General features: G+C 71.7%; 17 protein-coding genes. 11 read left to right on the forward strand and 6 right to left on the reverse strand.

The annotated features are described in order from the left end of the window. Positions 1 to 54 precede the first annotated feature (54 nt). Positions 55 to 2,325 (reverse strand): AAA family ATPase, encoded by a 2,271-nt coding sequence (locus OG430_RS38490; protein WP_327357287.1) that lies wholly within the window; start codon positions 2,323 to 2,325, stop codon positions 55 to 57. After that, entirely contained in the window at positions 2,322 to 3,305 is a 984-nt protein-coding gene (locus OG430_RS38495; RefSeq protein WP_327357288.1) for an aldo/keto reductase, read from the reverse strand. The genes OG430_RS38490 and OG430_RS38495 overlap by 4 nt, the downstream gene beginning before the upstream one ends. Positions 3,306 to 3,434: 129 nt before the next feature. Here OG430_RS38495 and OG430_RS38500 point away from each other — a divergent pair, with 129 nt between their 5' ends. After that, positions 3,435 to 4,490 (forward strand): LLM class F420-dependent oxidoreductase, encoded by a 1,056-nt coding sequence (locus OG430_RS38500; protein ID WP_327357289.1) that lies wholly within the window; start codon positions 3,435 to 3,437, stop codon positions 4,488 to 4,490. 262 nt (positions 4,491 to 4,752) lie between these two features. Then, a complete protein-coding gene (locus tag OG430_RS38505; protein WP_327357290.1) occupies positions 4,753 to 5,541 on the forward strand; it encodes a ferritin-like domain-containing protein in 789 nt (262 codons plus the stop codon). 19 nt (positions 5,542 to 5,560) lie between these two features. Here the strand turns inward: OG430_RS38505 and corA are convergent, their stop codons facing one another. After that, complete coding sequence (corA, locus tag OG430_RS38510; protein WP_327357291.1) at positions 5,561 to 6,553, reverse strand: magnesium/cobalt transporter CorA; 993 nt, start codon at positions 6,551 to 6,553, stop codon at positions 5,561 to 5,563. A 59-nt stretch (positions 6,554 to 6,612) separates the two neighbouring features. Between corA and OG430_RS38515 the strand changes: the two genes are divergently transcribed. The 4 genes from OG430_RS38515 (at position 6,613) to mshC (ending at position 10,343) form a co-directional block, all read left to right on the forward strand. Further along, positions 6,613 to 7,308: a histidine phosphatase family protein gene (locus OG430_RS38515; RefSeq protein WP_327357292.1), complete on the forward strand. Its 696-nt coding sequence runs from the start codon at positions 6,613 to 6,615 to the stop codon at positions 7,306 to 7,308. Between the two features lie 141 nt (positions 7,309 to 7,449). Beyond that, positions 7,450 to 8,040, forward strand: a complete 591-nt coding sequence (locus OG430_RS38520) for a DUF3090 domain-containing protein (protein ID WP_327357293.1) — start codon at positions 7,450 to 7,452, stop codon at positions 8,038 to 8,040. Continuing rightward, positions 8,004 to 8,837: an SCO1664 family protein gene (locus OG430_RS38525; protein WP_327357294.1), complete on the forward strand. Its 834-nt coding sequence runs from the start codon at positions 8,004 to 8,006 to the stop codon at positions 8,835 to 8,837. Before OG430_RS38520 ends, OG430_RS38525 begins: the two co-directional genes overlap by 37 nt. A gap of 276 nt (positions 8,838 to 9,113) precedes the next feature. Next, a complete protein-coding gene (gene mshC, locus OG430_RS38530) occupies positions 9,114 to 10,343 on the forward strand; it encodes a cysteine--1-D-myo-inosityl 2-amino-2-deoxy-alpha-D-glucopyranoside ligase (RefSeq protein ID WP_327357295.1) in 1,230 nt (409 codons plus the stop codon). A gap of 60 nt (positions 10,344 to 10,403) precedes the next feature. On the opposite strand, the gene OG430_RS38535 is transcribed toward mshC, so the two are convergent. Together OG430_RS38535 and OG430_RS38540 are read right to left on the reverse strand one after the other, a co-directional pair. After that, positions 10,404 to 11,033, reverse strand: coding sequence for a hypothetical protein (locus OG430_RS38535; RefSeq protein WP_327357296.1), 630 nt, complete (start codon positions 11,031 to 11,033; stop codon positions 10,404 to 10,406). Between the two features lie 66 nt (positions 11,034 to 11,099). Next, the gene (locus OG430_RS38540) at positions 11,100 to 12,842 is read right to left on the reverse strand and encodes a S8 family peptidase (RefSeq protein WP_327357297.1); all 1,743 of its coding nucleotides are present in this window, start codon (positions 12,840 to 12,842) and stop codon (positions 11,100 to 11,102) included. Positions 12,843 to 13,133: 291 nt separating this feature from the next. Here OG430_RS38540 and OG430_RS38545 point away from each other — a divergent pair, with 291 nt between their 5' ends. After that, positions 13,134 to 14,132, forward strand: coding sequence for an SMP-30/gluconolactonase/LRE family protein (locus OG430_RS38545; RefSeq protein WP_327357298.1), 999 nt, complete (start codon positions 13,134 to 13,136; stop codon positions 14,130 to 14,132). A gap of 144 nt (positions 14,133 to 14,276) precedes the next feature. Here the strand turns inward: OG430_RS38545 and OG430_RS38550 are convergent, their stop codons facing one another. Further along, positions 14,277 to 15,437 carry a PAC2 family protein gene (locus OG430_RS38550; protein ID WP_327357299.1) on the reverse strand — a complete coding sequence of 387 codons (1,161 nt, stop codon included), beginning with the start codon at positions 15,435 to 15,437 and terminating at the stop codon, positions 14,277 to 14,279. Between the two features lie 306 nt (positions 15,438 to 15,743). Here OG430_RS38550 and OG430_RS38555 point away from each other — a divergent pair, with 306 nt between their 5' ends. Genes OG430_RS38555 through OG430_RS38570 form a run of 4 tightly spaced genes read left to right on the forward strand, consistent with a single transcriptional unit; the run spans position 15,744 to position 20,729 of the window. Further along, positions 15,744 to 17,057 carry an enolase C-terminal domain-like protein gene (locus OG430_RS38555; RefSeq protein WP_327357300.1) on the forward strand — a complete coding sequence of 438 codons (1,314 nt, stop codon included), beginning with the start codon at positions 15,744 to 15,746 and terminating at the stop codon, positions 17,055 to 17,057. Further along, positions 17,054 to 18,127, forward strand: coding sequence for a sugar ABC transporter substrate-binding protein (locus OG430_RS38560; RefSeq protein WP_327357301.1), 1,074 nt, complete (start codon positions 17,054 to 17,056; stop codon positions 18,125 to 18,127). The genes OG430_RS38555 and OG430_RS38560 overlap by 4 nt, the downstream gene beginning before the upstream one ends. Before the next feature lie 2 nt (positions 18,128 to 18,129). Continuing rightward, positions 18,130 to 19,695, forward strand: a complete 1,566-nt coding sequence (locus OG430_RS38565; protein WP_327357302.1) for a sugar ABC transporter ATP-binding protein — start codon at positions 18,130 to 18,132, stop codon at positions 19,693 to 19,695. Between the two features lie 8 nt (positions 19,696 to 19,703). Then, positions 19,704 to 20,729 carry an ABC transporter permease gene (locus tag OG430_RS38570; protein ID WP_327359421.1) on the forward strand — a complete coding sequence of 342 codons (1,026 nt, stop codon included), beginning with the start codon at positions 19,704 to 19,706 and terminating at the stop codon, positions 20,727 to 20,729. The last annotated feature ends 18 nt before the right edge of the window (positions 20,730 to 20,747 follow it).

A 20,747-nucleotide genomic window follows, 5' to 3' on the forward strand; every position in this document is an offset into this window, starting at 1 on the left:
GACCGGTCCCCGAACAAGGCCAGACCTCGGTCGAGGTCTGGCCTTGTTCCGTACTCAGACTGTCGCCGAGGGCACCTGGGCCTGCAGCAGGGTCTGCAGGCGTGTGGTGCGGGGCTTCGCGGGGGTCTCGGTGACCGCGCGAGCCAGTGCGCCCTCCACGCCGTGGACCACGGAGAGGTGGCGCTCGCCGCGGCTGAACGCCGTGTAGATCCAGGGGCGGTTGAGGGCGCCCGCCGCATCACCCGGCAGGACCACGACCGCCGCGGGCCAGCGCCGGCCTGCGGCCTGGTGCGCGGTGAGCGCCCAGCCGTGCCGGACCGTCTGCTCGACGCGCTCCTTCGGTACGACCACGGGTGTGCCCTCGCAGTCGAGGCGCAGGCCCTCGGCGTCCGCGCCGACCACTCGGCCCGGCTGGGCGCGGCCCGGTGTGGGGGAGTAGGCCACGCGGTCGTCGGGGTCGAAGCCGCCGAAGCGGCCGGGGCCCGGGTTGAGGCGTTCCTTCAGGGCCGCGTTGAGCGCGCGGGTGCCCGCGGCGCCGCCATGGCCCGGCGCGATCACCTGCGTCTGGTGGGCCGGTACGTCGATCGCGCGCGGGATCGAGTCCGCGACCAGCTGAACCGTGCGGTGCACGGCCTCGCCCGCGTCCCGTACCGGGACGATGACGATCTCCTTGCCGGGCGCGTCCACCTGGTTCAGCTCGCCGATGCCGATGCCGGAGACCAGCTCGCCCAGCGGGCCCGGGTCCGGGGTGCGCGAGACGATGTGCGGGCAGGCACGGGCGGCGAGCAGGTCGGCGAAGACGCGACCGGGGCCCGCCGACCACAGCACGCCCGGGTCGCCGCTGAGCACCAGGCGGGCGCCGTCGGGGAGCGATTCGACGAGCATCGCCGCGGTTTCCACGTCCAGTTGGGGCGCGTCGAGCACCACGAGGAGGTCGAGGGCAAGCGCGCCTTCGGCGTCCCGCCCCGGTCCCTCGGCCCCGGCCAGGAGGCCGGCCACGGTGGTCGCGGCGGAGCCCAACTGCTCCGTGAGGGCGCTCCGGGAGTGTGCGGTGTGGGTGGCGACGCAGACGCGCAGGCCGAGCTCCGTGGCCGCGGTGGCGAGGGCGACGGGTTCGGCCCTGGCTGCCTCACCGCCGGTGTGCAGCACGAGGCCGTGGGCCGCGACCGCGCCGATCAGCTCCGCGGTCGAGCCCTTCGCGCCGGACGCGGCGGACTCCCAGTCGGCGGGGCCTGAACTCTCCTCCTTCGCCAGGGAGTTGACGACCCGGGCCAGCCCGTCGGCCAGGCTCTCCTCGGCGAGGGCGTAACGCTCCAGGCCGACCAGAATGCGCACCGGCTGCTCGGTCTCCGCTTCCTCGTCGCCGGAGTCGCCGGAGTCGCCGGAGGCGTCGGATGGCGTGGCGGCCGGGGCAGGGACCGGGGCGGGGCCGTCCAGGGCGTCCTGGAAGATCAGCACGTCCCCCTCGGCGATCGCGCTCTGCACCGCCGCTTCCGGGTCCGGTACGGAGCGCTGCCCGAGCGCGGACTTCAGGACGTCCGAGTCGAGTGCCGTGTGCCCGGCGAGTGCGGCCTGCTCGAGCAGCCACACGGTGAGCGCGCAGCCCCGTCGCTCGTCATCGGGACGGCAGTCGTCGCCCAGCAGGGCGCGGGCGAATCCGTCGGCCTGCTCGGGGCGTACGCCGGGCAGCCTGAGCAACTGCCACGGGTCGTCCCGCAGTTGAGTGTCCGCCGCCTCGCCGAGCGCCGACGCGGCCGGCCCGGCCAGCGTCGCGGGGGCGCCGCCCTCGGCCAGCACGGTGCGTACTGCCTCGACGACCTCCGTGGCGGGCGGCAGGGGCCCACCCGCCGGCGTGGCCTGCTGGAGCGCGGGCGCGGGGCGCGGCGCGGGAGCGGCCCGGCGCGGCTCGGGCACGGGATCGCTGAACACACGGGTGGTGGGCTTCTCGCCGCTCTCCACGGCGCGGACCGCCGCGAGCAGATCGGCCGCGGTGCCGCTCAGCTTGCCGCCGGCCGCGATCGGCCCGTCCTTCTCGGCCTTGCGCTGCTCGATGCGCTCCCGGAGCTCGCGCTGCGCGGCCAGTTCGGCCTCGGACTCGCTGAGCTGTGCGGCGGCTTCCGCGGTGGCCTCGGTGCCGGTCTCGTCGGCCTCGGCTTCATCGCCGGTCGTGGTTTCGCCGTCGGCCGTGGCGTCACCCTCGGTCGGGTCCTCGCCGGTGTCGGTCAGGTCTTCCGCGCCCTGATCGGTGTCCCCGGACGCATCGGCAGCCTCGGGGAGGGCAGGGGGCGCCTCGGTCTCCTCCGCGGCGGCGGGCTCCGTACTCACAGGGTGCTCCAGTCCTGATCGGGATAGCGGTGCACGGGCGCCGACACATCGTCGAGCGCACGGCAGATCTCGTCAGGAAGACTAAGGGCCTCCACTGACAATGCCGCCGTGAGCTGCTGCGCGTTGCGCGCGCCGACGATCGGGGCGGCCACTCCGGGTCTGTCCCGCACCCAGGCGAGGGCCACCTGGAGCGGCGTCGCCGCGAGCCCGTCCGCGGCCGTGGCGACGGCGTCCACGATCCGGCTCGCCGCCTCGTCGAGGTAGGGCGCGACGAAGGGCGCCATGTGGTCGGAGGCTCCGCGCGAGCCGGCCGGCGTGGAGTGCCGGTACTTGCCGGTCAGCACCCCGCGGCCGAGCGGCGACGACGGCAGCAGGCCCACGCCCAGGTCGAGGGCGGCGGGCAGCACCTCGCGCTCGATGCCGCGCTGGAGCAGCGAGTACTCCATCTGCGTACTGGCCAGACGGGTGCGTACCCCGGGCGCGGCCAGCTGCCAGGTCGCCGCCTTCGCCAGCTGCCAGCCGCAGAAGTTGGACACCCCCGCATAGCGGGCCCGGCCGCTGCTGACCGCGAGATCGAGGGCCTGGAGGGTCTCCTCGATGGGTGTGGCGGCGTCGTACGCGTGCACCTGCCAGAGGTCGACGTAGTCCGTGCCGAGCCGCTGCAGTGAGGCGTCGAGCGCGCTGAGCAGATGGCCGCGCGAGCCGTCGAAGCGCCGGTCCGGGTCGGGCACGCTGCCCGCCTTGGTCGCGATGACCAGATCGCGGCGCGGGACGAGGCCCTCGATGAGCTGGCCGAGAACGTACTCGGCATCCCCGCCGCCGTACACGTCCGCCGTGTCGACGAGGGTGCCGCCGGCCTCCCAGAAGACCTTCAACTGGTCGGCGGCGTCGTGCTCGTCGGTGTCGCGCCCCCAGGTGAGGGTGCCGAGTCCGATCCGGGACACACGCAGGCCGGTACGGCCGAGATGCCTCTGCTCCATGGGCGCTGAGATTACTGGTCACACAACGAACCCGTGCCGCCCTGTGGACAACCTCCCCTGACATCTCGCACACCTGCGCGCTAGAGTCCGGGCAACAAGGACGTTACTGCTCAGTAAGGGGATCGGCGGATGCGACTCGGGATCAACCTCGGCTACTGGGGCGCCGGGATGGACGCGGACAATCTCGCCGTCGCCAAGGAGGCCGACAAGCTCGGCTACTCGGTCTGCTGGGCCGCGGAGGCGTACGGCTCGGACGCCGCCACCGTGCTCGCCTGGGTCGCTTCGCAGACCGAGCGCATCGACATCGGCTCGGCGATCTTCCAGATCCCGGCTCGGCAGCCCGCGATGACCGCCATGACCGCGGCGACCCTCGACTCGCTGTCCGGCGGCCGCTTCCGCCTCGGCCTCGGCGTCTCGGGGCCGCAGGTCTCCGAGGGCTGGTACGGCGTGAAGTTCGACAAGCCGCTGTCGCGCACGCGGGAGTACGTCGAGATCGTGCGCCGGGCGATGAGCCGTGAGCGACTCTCGTACGAGGGTGAGCACTGGACCCTGCCGCTGCCGGGCGGCCCGGGCAAGCCGATCAAGCTGACCGTGCACCCCGCGCGGGAGCACATTCCCGTCTACATCGCCGCGATCGGCCCGAAGAACCTCGAGCAGACCGGTGAGATCGCCGAGGGCGCGCTGCTGATCTTCCCGGCGGCCGAGCACCTGGAGGAGACCGCGATCAAGCCGCTGCGGGCGGGCCGGGAGAAGGCCGGCCTGACCATGGACGGCTTCGACGTGTGTCCGACGGTGCCGCTCGCACTGGGCGCTGACAAGGACGTCAGCGCATTGGCCGACATGTTCCGGCCGTACACCGCGCTGTACGTGGGTGGCATGGGCAGCCGCAAGCAGAACTTCTACAACCAGCTTGCCGGGCGCATGGGTTACGAGAAGGAGGCCGCCGAGATCCAGGACAAGTACCTGGCCGGCGACAAGGAGGGCGCCGCCGCGGCCGTGCCGCAGCAGCTCATCGACTCGACGACGCTGCTCGGCTCCGTGGACCGCATCGCCGACCGGATGCAGGCCTACGCGGCGGCCGGCGTCACCACGCTCACCCTGGCCCCGGCGGGCTTCACCCTCGACGAGCGCCTGGCCTCGCTGCGCGCGGGCACGGAGGCCTTGGAGCGCGCCGGACTGGCGTAACGAGCGGTGATTGGTTTCTGCGGCCGTGGTGGGGGCTCGGGGGGTCTTCCCCGCCACGGCCGTCACCCGTAACAACGCTTCACGCACCGGTCGGTTACGCGGCCGTCGCCCTCATCTCCGCGCGGCCGCCGGGCGCCCGCCGTACGTCTTTCGGCCGAGTTGTCCGACGCATCTGTTGCCTCGCACCTCGCGCCGCATTTGACTCTTTCTTTGCAGAGCCCCGTCGATCGGATCTGTGGACCCCTGCATGGAGGTGGCAGTGATGCTTTCGGCCAAGAGTCTTTTCGAGGAGATCCTCGACAACGACGAGTCCTTCCGGCTCTTCTGCTCCATCGCGGCGAGCGGCGAGACGCAGGGCGGCTGGGAGAACGGCCGGATCGCGGCCCTCGTCCCCGAGAGCCAGCGGGCGCTCGCGCCCAAGATCGCCCGGCACGGCGCGGACGAGGACAAGCACGGGCGGATCTTCAACGCCCTCCTGAAGAAGCGCGGCCTCACGCCGTGCGAGGTCCCGCACGAGACCGACTACACCATGCTCCTGGAGAAGCACGGCATCGGCCTCGCCCATGAGCAGCTCACGAGCGAACAGCCGCTCGGCGAGCAGGACATCATCACCTACCTCGCGCACAGCAGGGTCACCGAACAGCGCGCCTCCGAGCAGATGGACCTCCTGCGCAAGCACTTCGCCGACCACCCGGACCTCGGCCGCGCGGTCAAGATGATCTCCAACGACGAGGACAACCACCTCGCGTACTGCCACGAAGAGCTCCTGCGGTTCGCGCGCGCCGGGCACGGCCGTGACATCCAGCGCATCCTGCGCGAGTGCGCGATGGCCGAGATCCGCATCTACCGCGACGTCAGCCTCGCCGTGATGGACCACATGGGGCGCATCCTGGGCTGGCCCAAGGCGAAGGCGCGGGTCCTCGCCGCGGGGATCCACGGGGTGTACGCGTACGAAAGAGCCGGCGGCTGGCGGCGGATGGTGTCCCTGGAGATGCCACAGCGCCGCGATGCGCTGGGCGGGCCCGCGACGTCGGCGGCCGAATTCGCCTGAGGCGGCGGGCAGTTCGGCGTCAGAGCCAGCCGCGGCGCTTGAACAGGCGGTACAGGCCGACGACGGCCAGGACCATCAGGATCACCGCCGAGGGATAGCCCCAGACGTGGTGCAGCTCGGGCATGAAGTCGAAGTTCATGCCGTACACACCGGCGATCATCGTGGGCACGGCCGCCATGGCCGCCCACGCGGAGATCTTCCGCATGTCGTCGTTCTGCCGCACGCCCGTCTGTGCCAGATGGGCCGCCAGGATGTCCGAGCACAGCCGGTCCAGGCCCTCCACGCCCTCGTTGGCGCGGGTGAGGTGGTCGTTGACGTCACGGAAGAAGAGCTGGGAGTGCTCGTGCACGAAGGGCACCCCGGCGCCTGCCAGACGGGACATGGGCAGGGCCAACGGCACGGTGGCACGGCGGAATTCGAGGATCTGGCGCTTGAAGTTGTAGATGCGGGCCGCGAGCGTCTTGGTGTCCGTGCCGGCCGGGTCGAAGACCTCCTCCTCCAGTGCCTCCAAGTCCAGATGGAGCTCGCCGGCCACCTCCGTGTAGTGGTCGACGACGGCGTCGCACACCGCGTACAGGACCGCCGTCGGGCCGTGCTTGAGCACGTCCGGCTGGTCCTCGAGCCGCTTGCGCACCGCCGCCAGCGGCGCTCCCTCGCCGTGGCGCACGCTCACCACGAAGGAGTCCCCGACGAAGAGCATCAACTCCCCGGACGTGATGAGGTCCTGCGCGTCGTCGTACACGATCGGCTTGAGGACCATGAACAGGGAGTCGTCGTACACCTCGAGCTTCGGCCGTTGGTGTGCCTTCAGGGCGTCCTCGACAGCCAGTGGATGGAGCCCGAACTCCTCGCTGACGAGCGCGAACTCCGCTTCCCCCGGCTCGTGCAGCCCCAGCCACAAGAAGGCGTCACCGGTGGCCCGCGCCTCATCCAGCGCGTCGGAGAAGTCGTCCGGGCCCTTTGTGCGGCGCCCGTCCCGGTAGATGGCACAGTCGACGATCACGGCGCGCATTCTTCCGTGATCCGGGGCCGGGCGCACCCCGGGCGGCGAGGCCGCCTAGGCTGGCGGTCATGCCCACGCTGATCCTTGTCCGGCACGGACGGTCGACCGCCAACACCGCGGGCGTGCTCGCCGGCTGGACTCCCTCAGTGGCCCTGGACGAGCGCGGCAGCGCCCAGGCCGCCGCCCTGCCGCAGCGCCTCGCCGCGCTGCCGCTCGCCACCGTCGTCAGCAGCCCGCTGCAGCGCTGCCGGGAGACCCTCGCGCCGCTGCTCGCCGCCCGCCCCGGCCTCGAGCTGCACACCGACGAACGGATCGGCGAGTGCCACTACGGCGACTGGTCCGGCCGCAAGCTCGCCGAGCTCGCGGACGACCCGCTGATGGAGGTCGTACAGCAGCACCCGTCGGCTGCCGCCTTCCCGGGCGGTGAGTCCATGCGGGCCATGCAGGCCCGCGCGGCCGAGGCGGTGCGTGAGTGGAACGCGCGCGTGGAGCGCGATTTCGGCTCCGACGCCGTCTACGCGATGTGTTCGCACGGCGACATCATCAAGTCCCTTGTCGCAGACGCCCTGGGGCTCCATCTGGACCTGTTCCAGCGCATCTCCGTGGAGCCCTGCTCGGTCACCGCGATCCGCTACACCCGACTGCGTCCCTTCCTCGTACGCCTCGGCGACACCGGCGACTTCGGGTCCCTCGCCCCGCGCGACAACGGCACCGCGGAGCAGTCGGGCGACGCCACCGTGGGCGGTGCCGCGGGGGCGCCGTGATCGTCGGCCGCAGTAGGGTGAGCCCACGTTGACGACCGCAGCGGTCACCTGATGCAGACGGCTGTAGTCGCAGCTGTAGTTACAGCGCCGAAGTTACAGCGCTGATTACGCAGTACCCGATACCGAGGGAGAGGCAAGGACGTGTCCCGCCAGGTGTTCCTCTATGACCCGCCGGAGCGCTTCGTGGCCGGCACGGTCGGGCTTCCCGGACGCCGTACGTTCTTCCTGCAGGCCTCGGCCGCGGGCCGTGTCACCAGCGTGGCCCTGGAGAAGACCCAGGTGGCCGCGCTCGCCGAGCGGATGGACGAGCTCCTCGACGAGGTCGTTCGCCGCAGCGGAGGCAACGCGCCGGTGCCCGCCGTCGCACCCACCGAGATCTCCGACAGCGCCCCGCTCGACGCCCCCGTCGAGGAGGAGTTCCGCGTCGGGACCATGGCGCTGGCCTGGGACGGCGACGAGCAGCGCATGATCGTCGAGGCGCAGGCCCTGGTGGAGCTGGACGCGGAGGACGAGGACGACCTCGCCGAGGCCGAGGAGCGGCTGCTCCAGGACGACGAGAACGGCCCTCCGATGCTCCGCGTACGCCTGTCCGGAGCACAGGCCAGGGCCTTCGCCAAGCGCGCCCTGGACGTGGTGAACGCCGGACGCCCGCCGTGCCCCCTGTGCAGCCTGCCGCTCGACCCGGAAGGACACGTATGCCCGCGCCAGAACGGATACCGCCGCGGGGCGTGAGCGCCGGCGCCGTCGAGCTGCTCACCCACGGTGAGCTCACCGTGCGCGGCCAGATCCGCGAGGCGTCCAACGCGGTCCTGCTGTGCACCGTCGCGTACGAGGGCGAGCAGGCCGACTGCGTCTACAAGCCGGTCGCCGGCGAGCGGCCCCTGTGGGACTTCCCCGACGGTACCCTCGCGCAGCGCGAGGTGGCCGCGTACGAGGTCTCCGAGGCGACCGGGTGGGGTCTGGTGCCGCCGACCGTGCTGCGGGACGGGCCCTACGGCGAGGGCATGTGCCAACTGTGGATCGAGGGGGACGCCGATGCGGCGGAGCCCGAGCTGCTTGCCCTCGTGGACGGAGAGACGCCCGAGGACGGGTGGAAGGCGATCGGGTTCGCCGAGGTCGGAGAGGGGCGCACAGCCCTGCTCGTGCATGCCGATGATGCGCGGCTGCGGCGGCTGGCCGTGCTCGATGCGGTGATCAACAACGCGGATCGCAAGGGCGGGCATCTACTGACGGGCCCTGGCGGGCGGCTGTACGCGATCGATCACGGGGTGACTTTCAACGTCGAGGACAAGCTGCGGACGCTCTTGTGGGGGTGGGCGGGGGAGCCCTTGCCGGGCGAGGCGGTGGCTGTTCTTTCGCGGCTTGACGAAGGTCTGGGCGAGGGCTGCGCCCTTGCTGAGCAGCTGGGCTCGCTGATCACCTCTGCCGAGGTGGAGGCCCTGCGGGAGCGGGTGGCGGGGCTGCTGGCGTCCGGAGTGCATCCGAAGCCGTCGGGGGAGTGGCCGGCCATTCCGTGGCCGCCGGTCTAGAGGGTTTCTCCCCTCCCCGCCCCTTCCCGAAAGACTGCGTCGCCTGGGTGGGTGGGGGTGCTGTTACTGATGTCCTCAAGCGCCGGACGGGCTGATGAATCAGCCCGTCCGGCGCTTCAGGACGAGGCCGCAGGCCGACAGGAGGGCTGGGGCGGAGCCCTCAGGGTCGGGCCCGACCCGGTACGCATGCGGGCGGCGAGCGCGCAAGACGGCCGATTCGGCCAAGAGATCCGGCCCGGATCGTGTACGGAACATCCGTCCGGTTACGCTCAAGACATGCATGCCTGGCCCGCTTCCGAGGTCCCCGCCCTGCCTGGCAAGGGCCGCGACCTCACGATCCACGACTCCGCGACCGGTGGGCTCATCGCCCTTGACCCCGGTCCCGTCGCCCGAATCTATGTCTGCGGCATCACGCCGTACGACGCGACCCACATGGGTCACGCGGCGACCTACAACGCGTTCGACCTCGTGCAGCGCGTGTGGCTCGACACCAAGCGGCAGATCCACTACGTGCAGAACGTGACCGACGTGGACGACCCGCTCCTGGAGCGCGCCCTCCGCGACGGCCTCGACTGGACCGGGCTCGCCGAGCGCGAGACCGCACTCTTCCGCGAGGACATGACAGCCCTGCGGATGCTGCCCCCCAAGCACTACATCGGCGCCGTCGAGGCGATACCCGGGATCATCCCGCTGGTGGAACGGCTGCGGGACATGGGGGCCGCGTACGAGCTCGAAGGTGACATCTACTTCTCCGTCGAGTCCGATGCCCACTTCGGTGAGGTCTCCGGGCTCGATGCCGCCGCCATGAAGGTCCTGTCGGCCGAGCGCGGGGGTGACCCGGAGCGTCCGGGCAAGAAGAACCCGCTCGACCCGATGCTCTGGATGGCCGCCCGCGAGGGCGAGCCGAGCTGGGACGGCGCGAGCCTGGGCCGCGGCCGGCCCGGCTGGCACATCGAGTGCGTCGCGATCGCGCTCGAGCACCTCGGGATGGGCTTCGACATCCAGGGCGGCGGATCCGACCTGGCGTTCCCGCACCACGAGATGGGCGCCTCGCACGCCCAGGTCATGACCGGGGAGCACCCCTTCGCGCAGGCCTACGTCCACGCGGGCATGGTCGCCCTGGACGGCGCGAAGATGTCGAAGTCCAAGGGCAACCTGGTCTTCGTCTCGAAACTGCGGCACGACGGCGTCGACCCGGCCGCGATCCGGCTCGCGCTGCTCGCGCACCACTACCGGTCCGACTGGGAGTGGACCGACCAGGTCCTCGAGGACGCCCTCGAGCGGCTCGGACGCTGGCGGGCCGCGGTCTCCCGGCCCGACGGACCCTCCGCCGACGCCCTCGTCGAGGAGATCCGCGAGGCCCTGGCGAACGACCTGGACGCGCCGGCCGCGCTCGCGGCCGTCGACCGGTGGGCCGCGCTGCAGGAGTCGGACGGCGGTACGCAGGAAGGGGCGCCCGGCGTGGTGTCGCGTGCTGTCGACGCACTGCTCGGTGTTGCCCTGTAGGAGCACACGCGTAAGGCGCCGGACGAGACCAGCTCGTCCGGCGCCTTTTGTGCGTGAGCCCTACTTGTTGACCACGATCGCCTGGATCTCGTTGGGCGTCGCGCTGTCGAAGAACACGATCACCTGGTGGCCGGCGATGAACGCACGCTGGACCACGTCCTGCACGACCTGGCTCGGGTTGTGCAGCTCACGCCAGATGCTGTCGGCAAGCAGGAACAGAATCGGCGGCTGGCCGGGCAGGGCGTCGACGACGTCCCAGTAGCGCGTGGCGACACCGCTCTGGATGGCCTCCGCGCCGGCGCCGCCCATCTGCTGCAGCAGCTGCTGGATGGGCTGCTGCTGGCCGAGCTGCTGGAGCTGCTGCTGGAGCTGCGGCGGCAACTGCTGCTGGCCGTACTGCTGTTGGCCGGGCTGCTGCGACTGGCCGTACAGCTGCTGACCGTACATGGGCTGGCCGAACTGCTGCTGCGGCTGCCCGAACTGTTGCTGCTGGCCGAGCTGCTGCTGAGGCTGGCCGAACTGCGGTTGCCCGAACTGCTGCCGGCCGAAGCCCTGCTGCTGCGGCGGGGCGGTGCTCGGGCCCTGCTGGCCCTGCTGGCCCATGCCGAACTGGCCCTGGCCGTACTGCTGCTGGCCCTGCTGCTGGGGGATCTGCTGGCTCTGCTGGCTCATCTGCGGGGTGGTGCTCATGCGGGTGCCACCTTCCCTCACTGATTGATTCACTGCGATCCTTACGAAGGTGCCGGTTCAGCCGGTTCAGCCGGTGACGACCAGGCCCACGACCTCGTCGTCGGAGAACCAGACACGTACGTCCGGCCGGCCCCCGGCGAATGCGGAATGCACCGCCTGACGGATCTCGGGGGACGGGTCGTTCAGGTTCCGCCACGCGCCGGCCACGAACAGGCGCAGGCGCGGCGGGAGTTCACGGGGATAGGGGACCAGTTCGTCCCAGTAGCGCTCGGCCTGCCCCTGGCCCACCGCGGACGGCACCAGACGGGTGACCGCGGCCCTGATGTCGGGGCGGTTGCCGATGCGCTGCGATGCGGGCCGGCCCGGCGCGTGCTGCTGCTCGGAGCCCGTGGTCCGCAGGACCTCGCGAGCGCGCTCCGGCGTCATCGGCTGAGTGCCCGCCGCCTTCAGCATGCCCTGCAGACAGGCCAGGGCGCCGACCACCACCGGCGAGGCCGACGAGGTGCCCGAGAAGGTGTCGGTGTACCAGGCGATCTCCTCGGCGCCGCCCTGCAGATCGCCGGGCTGGTTCCAGGAGCCGCCGGTCGTGGTGGTCTCGCGGCCCCAGCCCTGGGCGTCCAGGCGGGCCCCGTAGTTGGAGAACGCGAGCCGCGAGCGGTCCGGGCCGTGGTCGCGGCCGTGGGTGCCGGGCGGCGGTGCGCCCGCGCCCACCAGGATCGCGCCGGACGGCTGGTTCGACGGGTTGAAGGGGTTGCGCCACCACTCGGGGAACTCGGCGGGGCGGCGCTCGTACACCGCGTCGTCCAGGGACTGGGCGCCATTGCCCGCGGCCTCGACGACCAGGACGCCCTTGGCCGTGGCGAAGCGGATCGCGGCATAGTCGTCCGGCCACCACTCCAGGGCTATGTAGCCCTTCTGGTCGTCCCGCGCCTCGAAGTCGAACTTCGGCCCCGGCCGGTGCAGTTCGATCAGCACGATGTCACCGGGCGAAAGGCGGTCCGCCGCGGCGTGGATCGCCGCCGCCGAGCCGATGCCCTGGAACGACGCCGCGGCGGTGACCGCCTCGGGGGCGATGCCGGTGATGCCCTTCTCATTGCGGTCGCCACCGATCACGCCGAGCACGGCGGTGCCGTGGTTGCGCCACGCCAGGTCCTGCAGCGGCGTCCCGATCACCACGCCGGCGAGCTTCGCCGCGAGGTCCTCGTGGCGCAACTGCCAGGCGCCCTCGACGTCGATCACGGTCACGCCCTCGCCGGAGCCGCCGGCCCGCTGCCAGGCCCAGTGCGCGTCCACGCCCTCGGGCGCCGGACGCAAGTAGCCCTGCCGGCCGGTGAAGTCGGGCGTCGCGCCCTCCTTCTGGCGCTGGCTGTCGTCGGCGGCGCTCTGCCCGGCCGAGCCGAACGACGCGGGCACGGCACCCGGCTTCACGTACGCCGTCTCGATCTCCGGCAGCGCGGCCATGCGGGAGCGCAGCTCCTGGGCGCGGCTCTCGCCGCCGCGTACCCGGTAGAACAGTGCGAGGTCGGGCCCCTGTTCGCGCATCTGCGACGTGGGCACCGCCGACTGCAGCCGCTCCTCATTGCCGAACAAGGGCTCCAGGCCGAGCTGTTCGTCGGTCAGGAACATGTTCAGGGCGGAGACGTCCGCCCCGGCGGCCGAGCGTACGCCCCTGGCCTCGGCGCGCAGCCGGGCCTCGGGCCGTGCGACGACGATGAGTTCCTGCTCGGCGCCTCGGTAGGTGAATCCCGCTCCGTCAGGTCCTGGTCCGGCGGCTCCCGGGCCCTGGGCCGGTTCTACCTGGTCGGTCATCGGTTCGCGCTCCCCTCGGATGTGTCCTGCTGGATTTCCTCGGCTTGCCCGTGCTCCGCATCGGCCGTGCTCCGCGCCTTCGGGGCACACCCTGCTACCGCTCGGGCATCTCGTCCACCCCCCGTCCGGCCAACAGGGTTTGAAAGGAAGTTGAATGGGGAACCCAGGGCAACCTCGTGCAATCCGGCCGAAAACCGATGTCGCGATGTCTGTCGGCCAAGTGCTGCGCGGACGCAGGTCATGTGGTGGGGTGTGAGCGACTGTTGACCCGTATTGGCGGAAGGACGCGACATGGGTTCCGAGGATCGTGCGTTTGGGCGTCGAAGGCTGTTAGGCGCGGGTGCCGCACTCGGTGGCGCGGCCCTGTGGGGCCAACTCGGTTCCACCGCACAGGCCTCGGAGGCGGCAGGCGCCGCCGGGGCGGGCGGCAAGGGCGGACGCTGGCCTGCCGGGTTCCCGTTGCCGAACGGCTTCCAGCCCGAAGGCATCACCATCGGGTCGAGGCCGGTTGCCTACTTCGGCTCGATAGCGAACGGCGACATCTACGGGGCGAGCCTGGCCACGGGCGAGGGCCGGGTCGTCGTCAAGGGGCTCGGCCCCGAGCATCCGGTGATCGGCTTGAAGCTGCACTCCAGCGGCCGGCTCTTCCTGTGCGGCGGGCCCAGCCGCGAGCTGCGGATCGCCGACCCGCGCAGCGGCGCGCTGCGCACGCTGGCCACGGTCGGCTCGGAGGGCACCTTCGTCAACGACGTGATCTTCGCGCACGGCGCCGCGTGGTTCACCGACTCCTTCAAGCCCCAGATGTACCGCCTCGCCCTCGACGAGCGGGGCAGGCCCGGCGACGTACGTACGGTGCCCCTGACCGGCGACTGGGCGCAGGGCCCCGACTTCACGTCGAACGGCATCGAGCGGACCCCGGACGGCAGGGCGCTGCTCCTGGTCAACGCCTTCGCGGACGGCGGCTCGCTGATGCGGGTCGACCCGCGCACCGGTGCGGCCCGCAAGGTCGACCTCGGCGGCGCCAAGCTGCCCAACGGCGACGGGATGCTGCTGCTCGGGCGCACGCTGTACGTCGTCCAGCAGCAGCAGAACGCCATCGACGTGTTCGCCCTGGACCGGGCGGGCACGCGGGGCCGGGCGATCACCCGGATCACCGACCCCGAGCGCTTCCGGATCCCCACCACGGCCGCCGCGTGGGGCGACCGGATCTATCTGCCCAACGCACGCTTCGACGTGTCGGAGCCGGGGCCGACGACCACGTACGAGGCGGTGGCGGTGCGGCAGGTGTGAGGCATCAGGTGGGTGCGTCACGGCATCGGGTGTGCGTGCCTCAGCGCTGCGTGTGTACGTCGGGTGGGACGCACCCGGTGTGAACGCAAAGGTCGGGCCCCGCTGAGCGGGGCCCGACCTGTCTTGCGGTGCTGCCTACTCCGACTACTCCGACGGCGTGGGGCCGTCGCCTTCGGGCTCGACGTCGACGTCGCCTGTAGGCGGCTTGGCCTTGCTGTCCCCGCCGTCCTGAGGCGCGTCGTCGCCCGCCCCGCCGGTCGGCGGCTTGGCCGCGCTCTCCGCCTCGGCCGGCTCCGGCCCCGCCCCCGTCGAAGGCCCGTCCGCGGCGTCCGGCGCATCCGCCTCCGGCAGCTGCGGCTTCAGCGGCCGTGGGCGGTCGCCCGTGCTGTCGCGCAGATACGACGCGTCGCTGCCGTCTGTCGCGTGCCCGGGCCCGGAACCCGGCCCCTGGCCCGGCCCCGGACCGCCGTCGCGGCGCCGCAGGTACCGCTCGAATTCGCGGGCGATCGCCTCGCCGGACGCCTCGGGCAGCTCGGCGGTGTCCCGGGCCTCCTCCAGCGTCTGTACGTACTCCGCGACCTCGCTGTCCTCGGCGGCCAGCTGATCCACGCCCAGCTGCCAGGCCCGCGCGTCCTCGGGCAGCTCGCCCAGCGGGATGCGCAGGTCGATCAGGTCCTCGAGGCGGTTGATCAGGGCCAGCGTCGCCTTCGGGTTCGGCGGCTGCGACACGTAGTGCGGCACCGCCGCCCACAGCGACACCGCCGGTACGCCGGCGTGGGTGCAGGCCTCCTGGAGCACGCCGACGATGCCCGTGGGCCCCTCGTACCGCGTCTCCTCCAGGTTCATCGTGCGGGCCAGATCCGGGTCCGAGGTGACGCCGCTGACCGGCACCGGCCGGGTGTGCGGGGTGTCGCCGAGCAGCGCGCCCAGGACCACGACCAGCTCGACGCCCAGCTCATGGGCGAAGCCGAGCAGCTCGTTGCAGAACGAGCGCCAGCGCATGGACGGCTCGATGCCGCGCACAAGGACCAGGTCGCGCGGCTTGTCACCGCCGACCCTGACCACGGAGAGCCTCGTCGTCGGCCAGGTGATCTTGCGCACCCCGCCGTCCAGCCACACCGTGGGACGGTTGACCTGGAAGTCGTAGTAGTCCTCGGCGTCCAGCGCCGCGAACACCTCGCCCTTCCACTCCTTGTCCAGGTGCGCGACCGCGGTGGAGGCGGCGTCGCCGGCGTCGTTCCAGCCCTCGAACGCGGCCACCATGACCGGGTCGACCAGCTCGGGAACACCCTCGAGCTCGATCACCCACGCCTCCTTCCGACGTGCTCTCGCGTACGCCCCAACCTTACGGCGTCCGCGGGGCCCCTCCGCAGCCCCTGTGCACGCCCCTTGCCCCAGGGGGTGAATACGCGCCGTCGTCACGGGAGCCGACGGTCAGGTCCGGACTTGCGCCTGCATTCATCCGAGCTGTGCCCCTTCAACTTCCGTGACAGCTCTGGACGTTGACCGTGTCCGGCGCTATACATCGGACGACCGGGAAAGGTCCGATGTCACCGCCGCCCCGCCACAGGCAGTCAGGCGCGGCCGTGAGGACAGTCAACGGGGGCGCCCATGAGCGAGACCGTCAGCGGCTTCGAGGTCCACGACATCCGTTTCCCCACCTCCGAGCAGCTCGACGGCTCCGACGCCATGAATCCCGACCCCGACTATTCGGCCGCGTACGTGGTGCTGCGCACGGACACCGGCGCCGAGGGCCACGGCTTCTGCTTCACCATCGGCCGCGGCAACGAGGTCGTCGCCGCCGCGATCCAGGCGCTCTCGCCGTACGTCACCGGGCGCGCGGCCCCCCGCACCGCCGAGGACCTGGCGAGCCTGCACCACGACCTCACCCACGACTCCCAGCTGCGCTGGCTCGGCCCCGAGAAGGGGGTCATGCACATGGCGGCCGGGGCGGTGGTGAACGCCGCCTGGGACCTGGCCGCCAAGCGGGCCGGCCGGCCCGTGTGGGAGTTCCTGTCGGCGATGAGCCCCGAGGAGCTCGTCTCGCTGGTCGACTTCCGCTATCTGTCCGACGCGCTCACGCCGGACGAGGCCCTGGCCATCCTGTACGCCGCCGAGCCGGGCCGCGCCGAGCGGGCGGCCCTGCTGCGCGCCGAGGGCTACCCCGCGTACCACACCTCGGCAGGCTGGCTGGGCTACGACGACGCCAAGCTGGTCCGGCTCGCCAAGCAGGCGGTGTCCGACGGCTTCACCCAGATCAAGCTGAAGGTGGGCGTCGACCTCGGCGACGACGTACGGCGCCTCGGGCTGGCCCGCGCCGCCGTGGGCCCCGCCGTGCGCATCGCGGTGGACGCCAACCAGCGCTGGGACGTGGCCGAGGCGGTCCGCTGGATGGCGGCCCTCGCGCCGTTCGAGCCCTACTGGATCGAGGAGCCGACCAGCCCCGACGACGTACTCGGCCATGCCGCCGTACGCGCCGGGCAGCCGGTCAAGGTCGCCACCGGCGAGCACGTCGCCAACCGCGTCGTCTTCAAGCAGCTGCTTCAGGCGGGCGCCGTCGACTTCGTCCAGATCGACGCGGCCCGGGTCGCGGGCGTCAACGAGAACATCGCGATCCTGCTGCTCGCCGCCAAGTACGGCGTCCCGGTCTGCCCGCACGCGGGCGGCGTCGGCCTGTGCGAACTCGTCCAGCACCTCGCCATGTTCGACTTCGTGGCGGTCTCGGGCAGCAGGGACGGCCGGGTCATCGAGTACGTCGACCATCTGCATGAGCACTTCACCGATCCCGCGGTCGTCGAGTCGGGGCGCTACCGGGCGCCGGGCGCGCCGGGCTTCTCGGCCCGGATGCGGCCCGAGTCGATCGCCGCTCACCGCTATCCGGACGGGCCCGTGTGGCGGGCCAGGGCCAACGGGAGGGCCTCATGAGACTGCGTACGACGACGCGCCTGACAGCACGTACGAGGATGCGTACGACCTCGACGGTGGCCTGCGCCGTACTCCTTGCGGCGACCGCGCTCGCCGGCTGCAACCGGGAGAGCGATCCCGGCTCGGGCGGCGGCAAGGTCGGCATCGACATGCCGCGCAACGACAGCGACTTCTGGAACTCCTACCAGGACTATGTGAAGAAGGGCGTCAAGGACGGCGACCTCGACTCCCTGCCGCTCACCAACTCCCTCAACGACATCGGCAAGCTCGCCGCCAACGTACAGACCTTCACCGACCAGGGCGCCAAGGCCGTCATCATGGCCCCGCAGGACACCGGCGCCGTCAAGGAAACGCTCAACCTCCTTGAGGAGAAGGACATTCCGGCCGTCAGCGTCGACACCCGGCCCGACGCCGGCAAGGTCTACATGGTGGTACGCGCCGACAACCGCGCGTACGGCGAAAAGGCCTGCAAGTTCCTCGGCGAGCAGCTCAAGGGCAAGGGCAAGGGCAAGGTCGCCGAGTTCCAGGGCGATCTGTCGTCCATCAACGGCCGGGACCGCTCCGAGGCGTTCAAGCAGTGCATGACCGAGAACTACCCGGGCATCAAGGTCTTCGAGCTGGCCACCGACTGGAAGGGCGAGGTCGCCTCCGCCAAGCTGCAGTCCACCCTGGCCGCGCACCCCGACCTGAACGGCATCTACATGCAGGCGGGCGGCGTCTTCCTGGAGCCGACCCTCGCCCTCCTGGAGCGCAAGAAGCTGCTCAAGCCGCCGGGCACCAAGGGGCACATCTCGATCATCTCCAACGACGGCATCCCCCAGGAGCTCGACGCCATCCGCGCCGGGAAGATCGACGCCACGGTCTCGCAGCCGGCCGACCTGTACGCCAAGTACGCGCTGTACTGGGCGAAGAAGGCCATGGCGGGCGAGAAGGTCAAGGCCGGGCCGACGGACCACGACTCGACGATCATCAAGATCCCGAATGGGTACGAGGACCAGCTGCCCGCGCCCCTCGTCACCAAGGACAACGTGGACGACCCGAAGCTGTGGGCCAACCAGCTGGAGAAGTAGTCATGCAGGGCACTGCTGCCGACCGGCCCCCGGCCGTGCGCGCAGAGGGCGTCGTCAAGCGCTTCGGGCCGACCCTGGCGCTCGACGACGCCCGTCTGACGGTCGCCGCGGGGGAGTCGCACGCGCTCGTCGGACGCAACGGCGCGGGCAAGTCGACGCTCGTGCACGTCCTGACCGGCCTGCACCCGCCGGACGCGGGCACGGTGCTCTTCGACGGCGAACCGGCACCGCCCTTCGGAGAGACGGCCGCCTGGCAGTCCAAGGTGGCCTGCGTGTACCAGAAATCGATGGTCGTGCCCGAACTGACCGTCGCCGAGAACCTCTTCCTCAACCGCTTCGAGCCCGGCGAAAAGCGCATCCATTGGTCGCGATTGCGGGCACGCGCGCGTGCCCTGCTCGCCGCCTACGGAGTCGACGTCGACCCCGGCGCCCGGGCCAAGGACCTCGCCGTGGAACAGCGGCAGTTCGTGGAGATCGCCCGCGCCCTGTCCTTCGGCGCCCGGCTGATCATCCTGGACGAGCCGACCGCCCAGCTGGACGCCCGCGGCATCCAGCGCCTCTTCGCCCGCCTGCGCGAACTGCAGGCGCAGGGCGTCGCGTTCCTGTACATCTCGCACCACCTGCAGGAGGTGTACGAGCTGTGCACGACGGTCACCGTCTACCGCGACGCCCGCCCGGTCCTCACCGCGCCGGTCGCCGGACTGCCCAAGGCGGAGCTTGTGGCGGCCATGACGGGCGACGAGCACGCGACCGGCGCTTCCTCGGCGGCGTTGCCGGTACGCGGCCACGGCGGCGCCCAGGTCCAGGACGTCCCCCTGCTGCGTACCGAAGGCCTCACTCTGGCAGGCGAGTTCGAGCCGCTCACCCTCGCCGTACGCCCCGGTGAGGTGCTCGGCCTCGCCGGCGCCGCGGCCAGCGGCAACATCGCGCTCGGCGAGGTCCTGGCCGGCATGCGCGCGCCCACGGCGGGGCGCGTCGTCGTACGGGGCAAGGCGGTCCGCCCCGGGAGCGTGCCGCACGCCCTCGACGCGGGGATCGGCTACATCCCGGAGGACCGGCACCGCCAGGGCCTCGTCCTCGCCCGCTCCGTCGCCGAGAACGCCACGCTCACCGTGGCGGACCAGCTGGGCCCCTGGGGCGCCGTCCTGCCCTCGCGTACGCGGCAGTTCGCCGCCGCGATGATCGCCTCGCTCGACATCAAGACCCGGGGCCCGGAGCAGCCCGTCTCCGGGCTCTCCGGCGGCAACCAGCAAAAGGTGGTCGTGGCCCGCGCGCTGGCCCGCCACCCGGCCGTCCTGGTGGCCCTGCGGCCCACCGCCGGGGTCGACGTGCGGTCCAAGGACGCCCTGCTCGGGGTGGTGCGCTCGGTCGCGGACTCGGGCAGCGCCGCGGTGATCGTCTCCGACGAGCTGGACGACCTGCGGGTGTGCGACCGGGTGCTCGCGCTCTTCCACGGGCGGGTGGTCGCGCGCTACGACTCCCGGTGGACGGACCGGGAGCTGGTGGCCGCCATGGAGGGCGTCACGGAGGCAGGCACGGAAGACGTCACGGAGGGGAGTCCGCAGTGACCGGGACGATGCGCACCACTGCCGTCGGCGAAGTGAAATCGCGCACCCGCGCGGGTCTGCGACAGCGCCTGGAGCACGTCCGGTGGAGCGACTTCTCCCTGGTCCCCGTGATCCTCGTCCTCCTGGTGATCGGCTACATCGTCTCGCCGGTCTTCCTGACCTCCACCAACCTCATCAACGTGGTGCAGCAGTCCAGCGAGCTCAGCCTCCTCGTGCTAGGCCAGGCCCTGATCCTCATCTGCGGCCGCATGGACCTCTCCCTGGAGTCGACCATCGGGGTCGCGCCCGTGCTCGCCATGTGGCTGGTCCTGCCGGTCGAGGGCGGCCGCTTCGCGGGGCTCGGCTGGCTGCCTGTGTGGACGGCGATTCCGGTCTGCCTGCTGGCCGGAGCGCTTATCGGCACCGCCAACGGCTTCCTGATGCTGAGGCTCCGCGTCAACGGGTTCATCGCCACCCTCGGCACGCTCACCATGCTGCGCGGCCTGCACATCGGCATCACCGAAGGGAAGTCCCTCACCGATGTCCCGGAATCCTTCCGGTACTTGGGCAAGGCCGACTGGTTCGGCGTCCCCGCATCGGTGTGGATCTGCCTGGCCCTGTTCGCCGCCGGCGGCGCGGCGCTCGCCTGGCTGCGGCACGGCCGCGCCCTGTACGCGATCGGCGGCAACCCGGAGGCGGCGCGCGCCGCGGGCATCCGGGTCGACCGGATCACCTGGACCGTCCTCGCCACCGGCGGCCTCCTCGCCGCCCTCGCCGGGATCCTCTACACCGGGCACTACGGCTCGGTGGCCGCGTCCCAGGGCAACGGCTGGATCTTCCAGGTGTTCGCGGCCGCGGTCATCGGCGGCATCAGCCTGAAGGGCGGCCGGGGGACACTGTTCGGCGCGCTCACCGGTGTCCTGACGCTGCAGCTCGTGGTGAACGTGATGACGCTCGGCGGGGTGCCCGCGCTGTGGAACCAGTTCCTCAACGGGGCGATCATCATCGTCGCGCTGGTCATCTCGCGGTTCGCGAGCGGCGAGAAGCAGGACTGAACGAGGTCCTGGCAGGAC

This window comes from Streptomyces sp. NBC_01304, from assembly GCF_035975855.1.
In the GTDB taxonomy this organism is placed as follows: Bacteria; Actinomycetota; Actinomycetes; order Streptomycetales; family Streptomycetaceae; genus Streptomyces.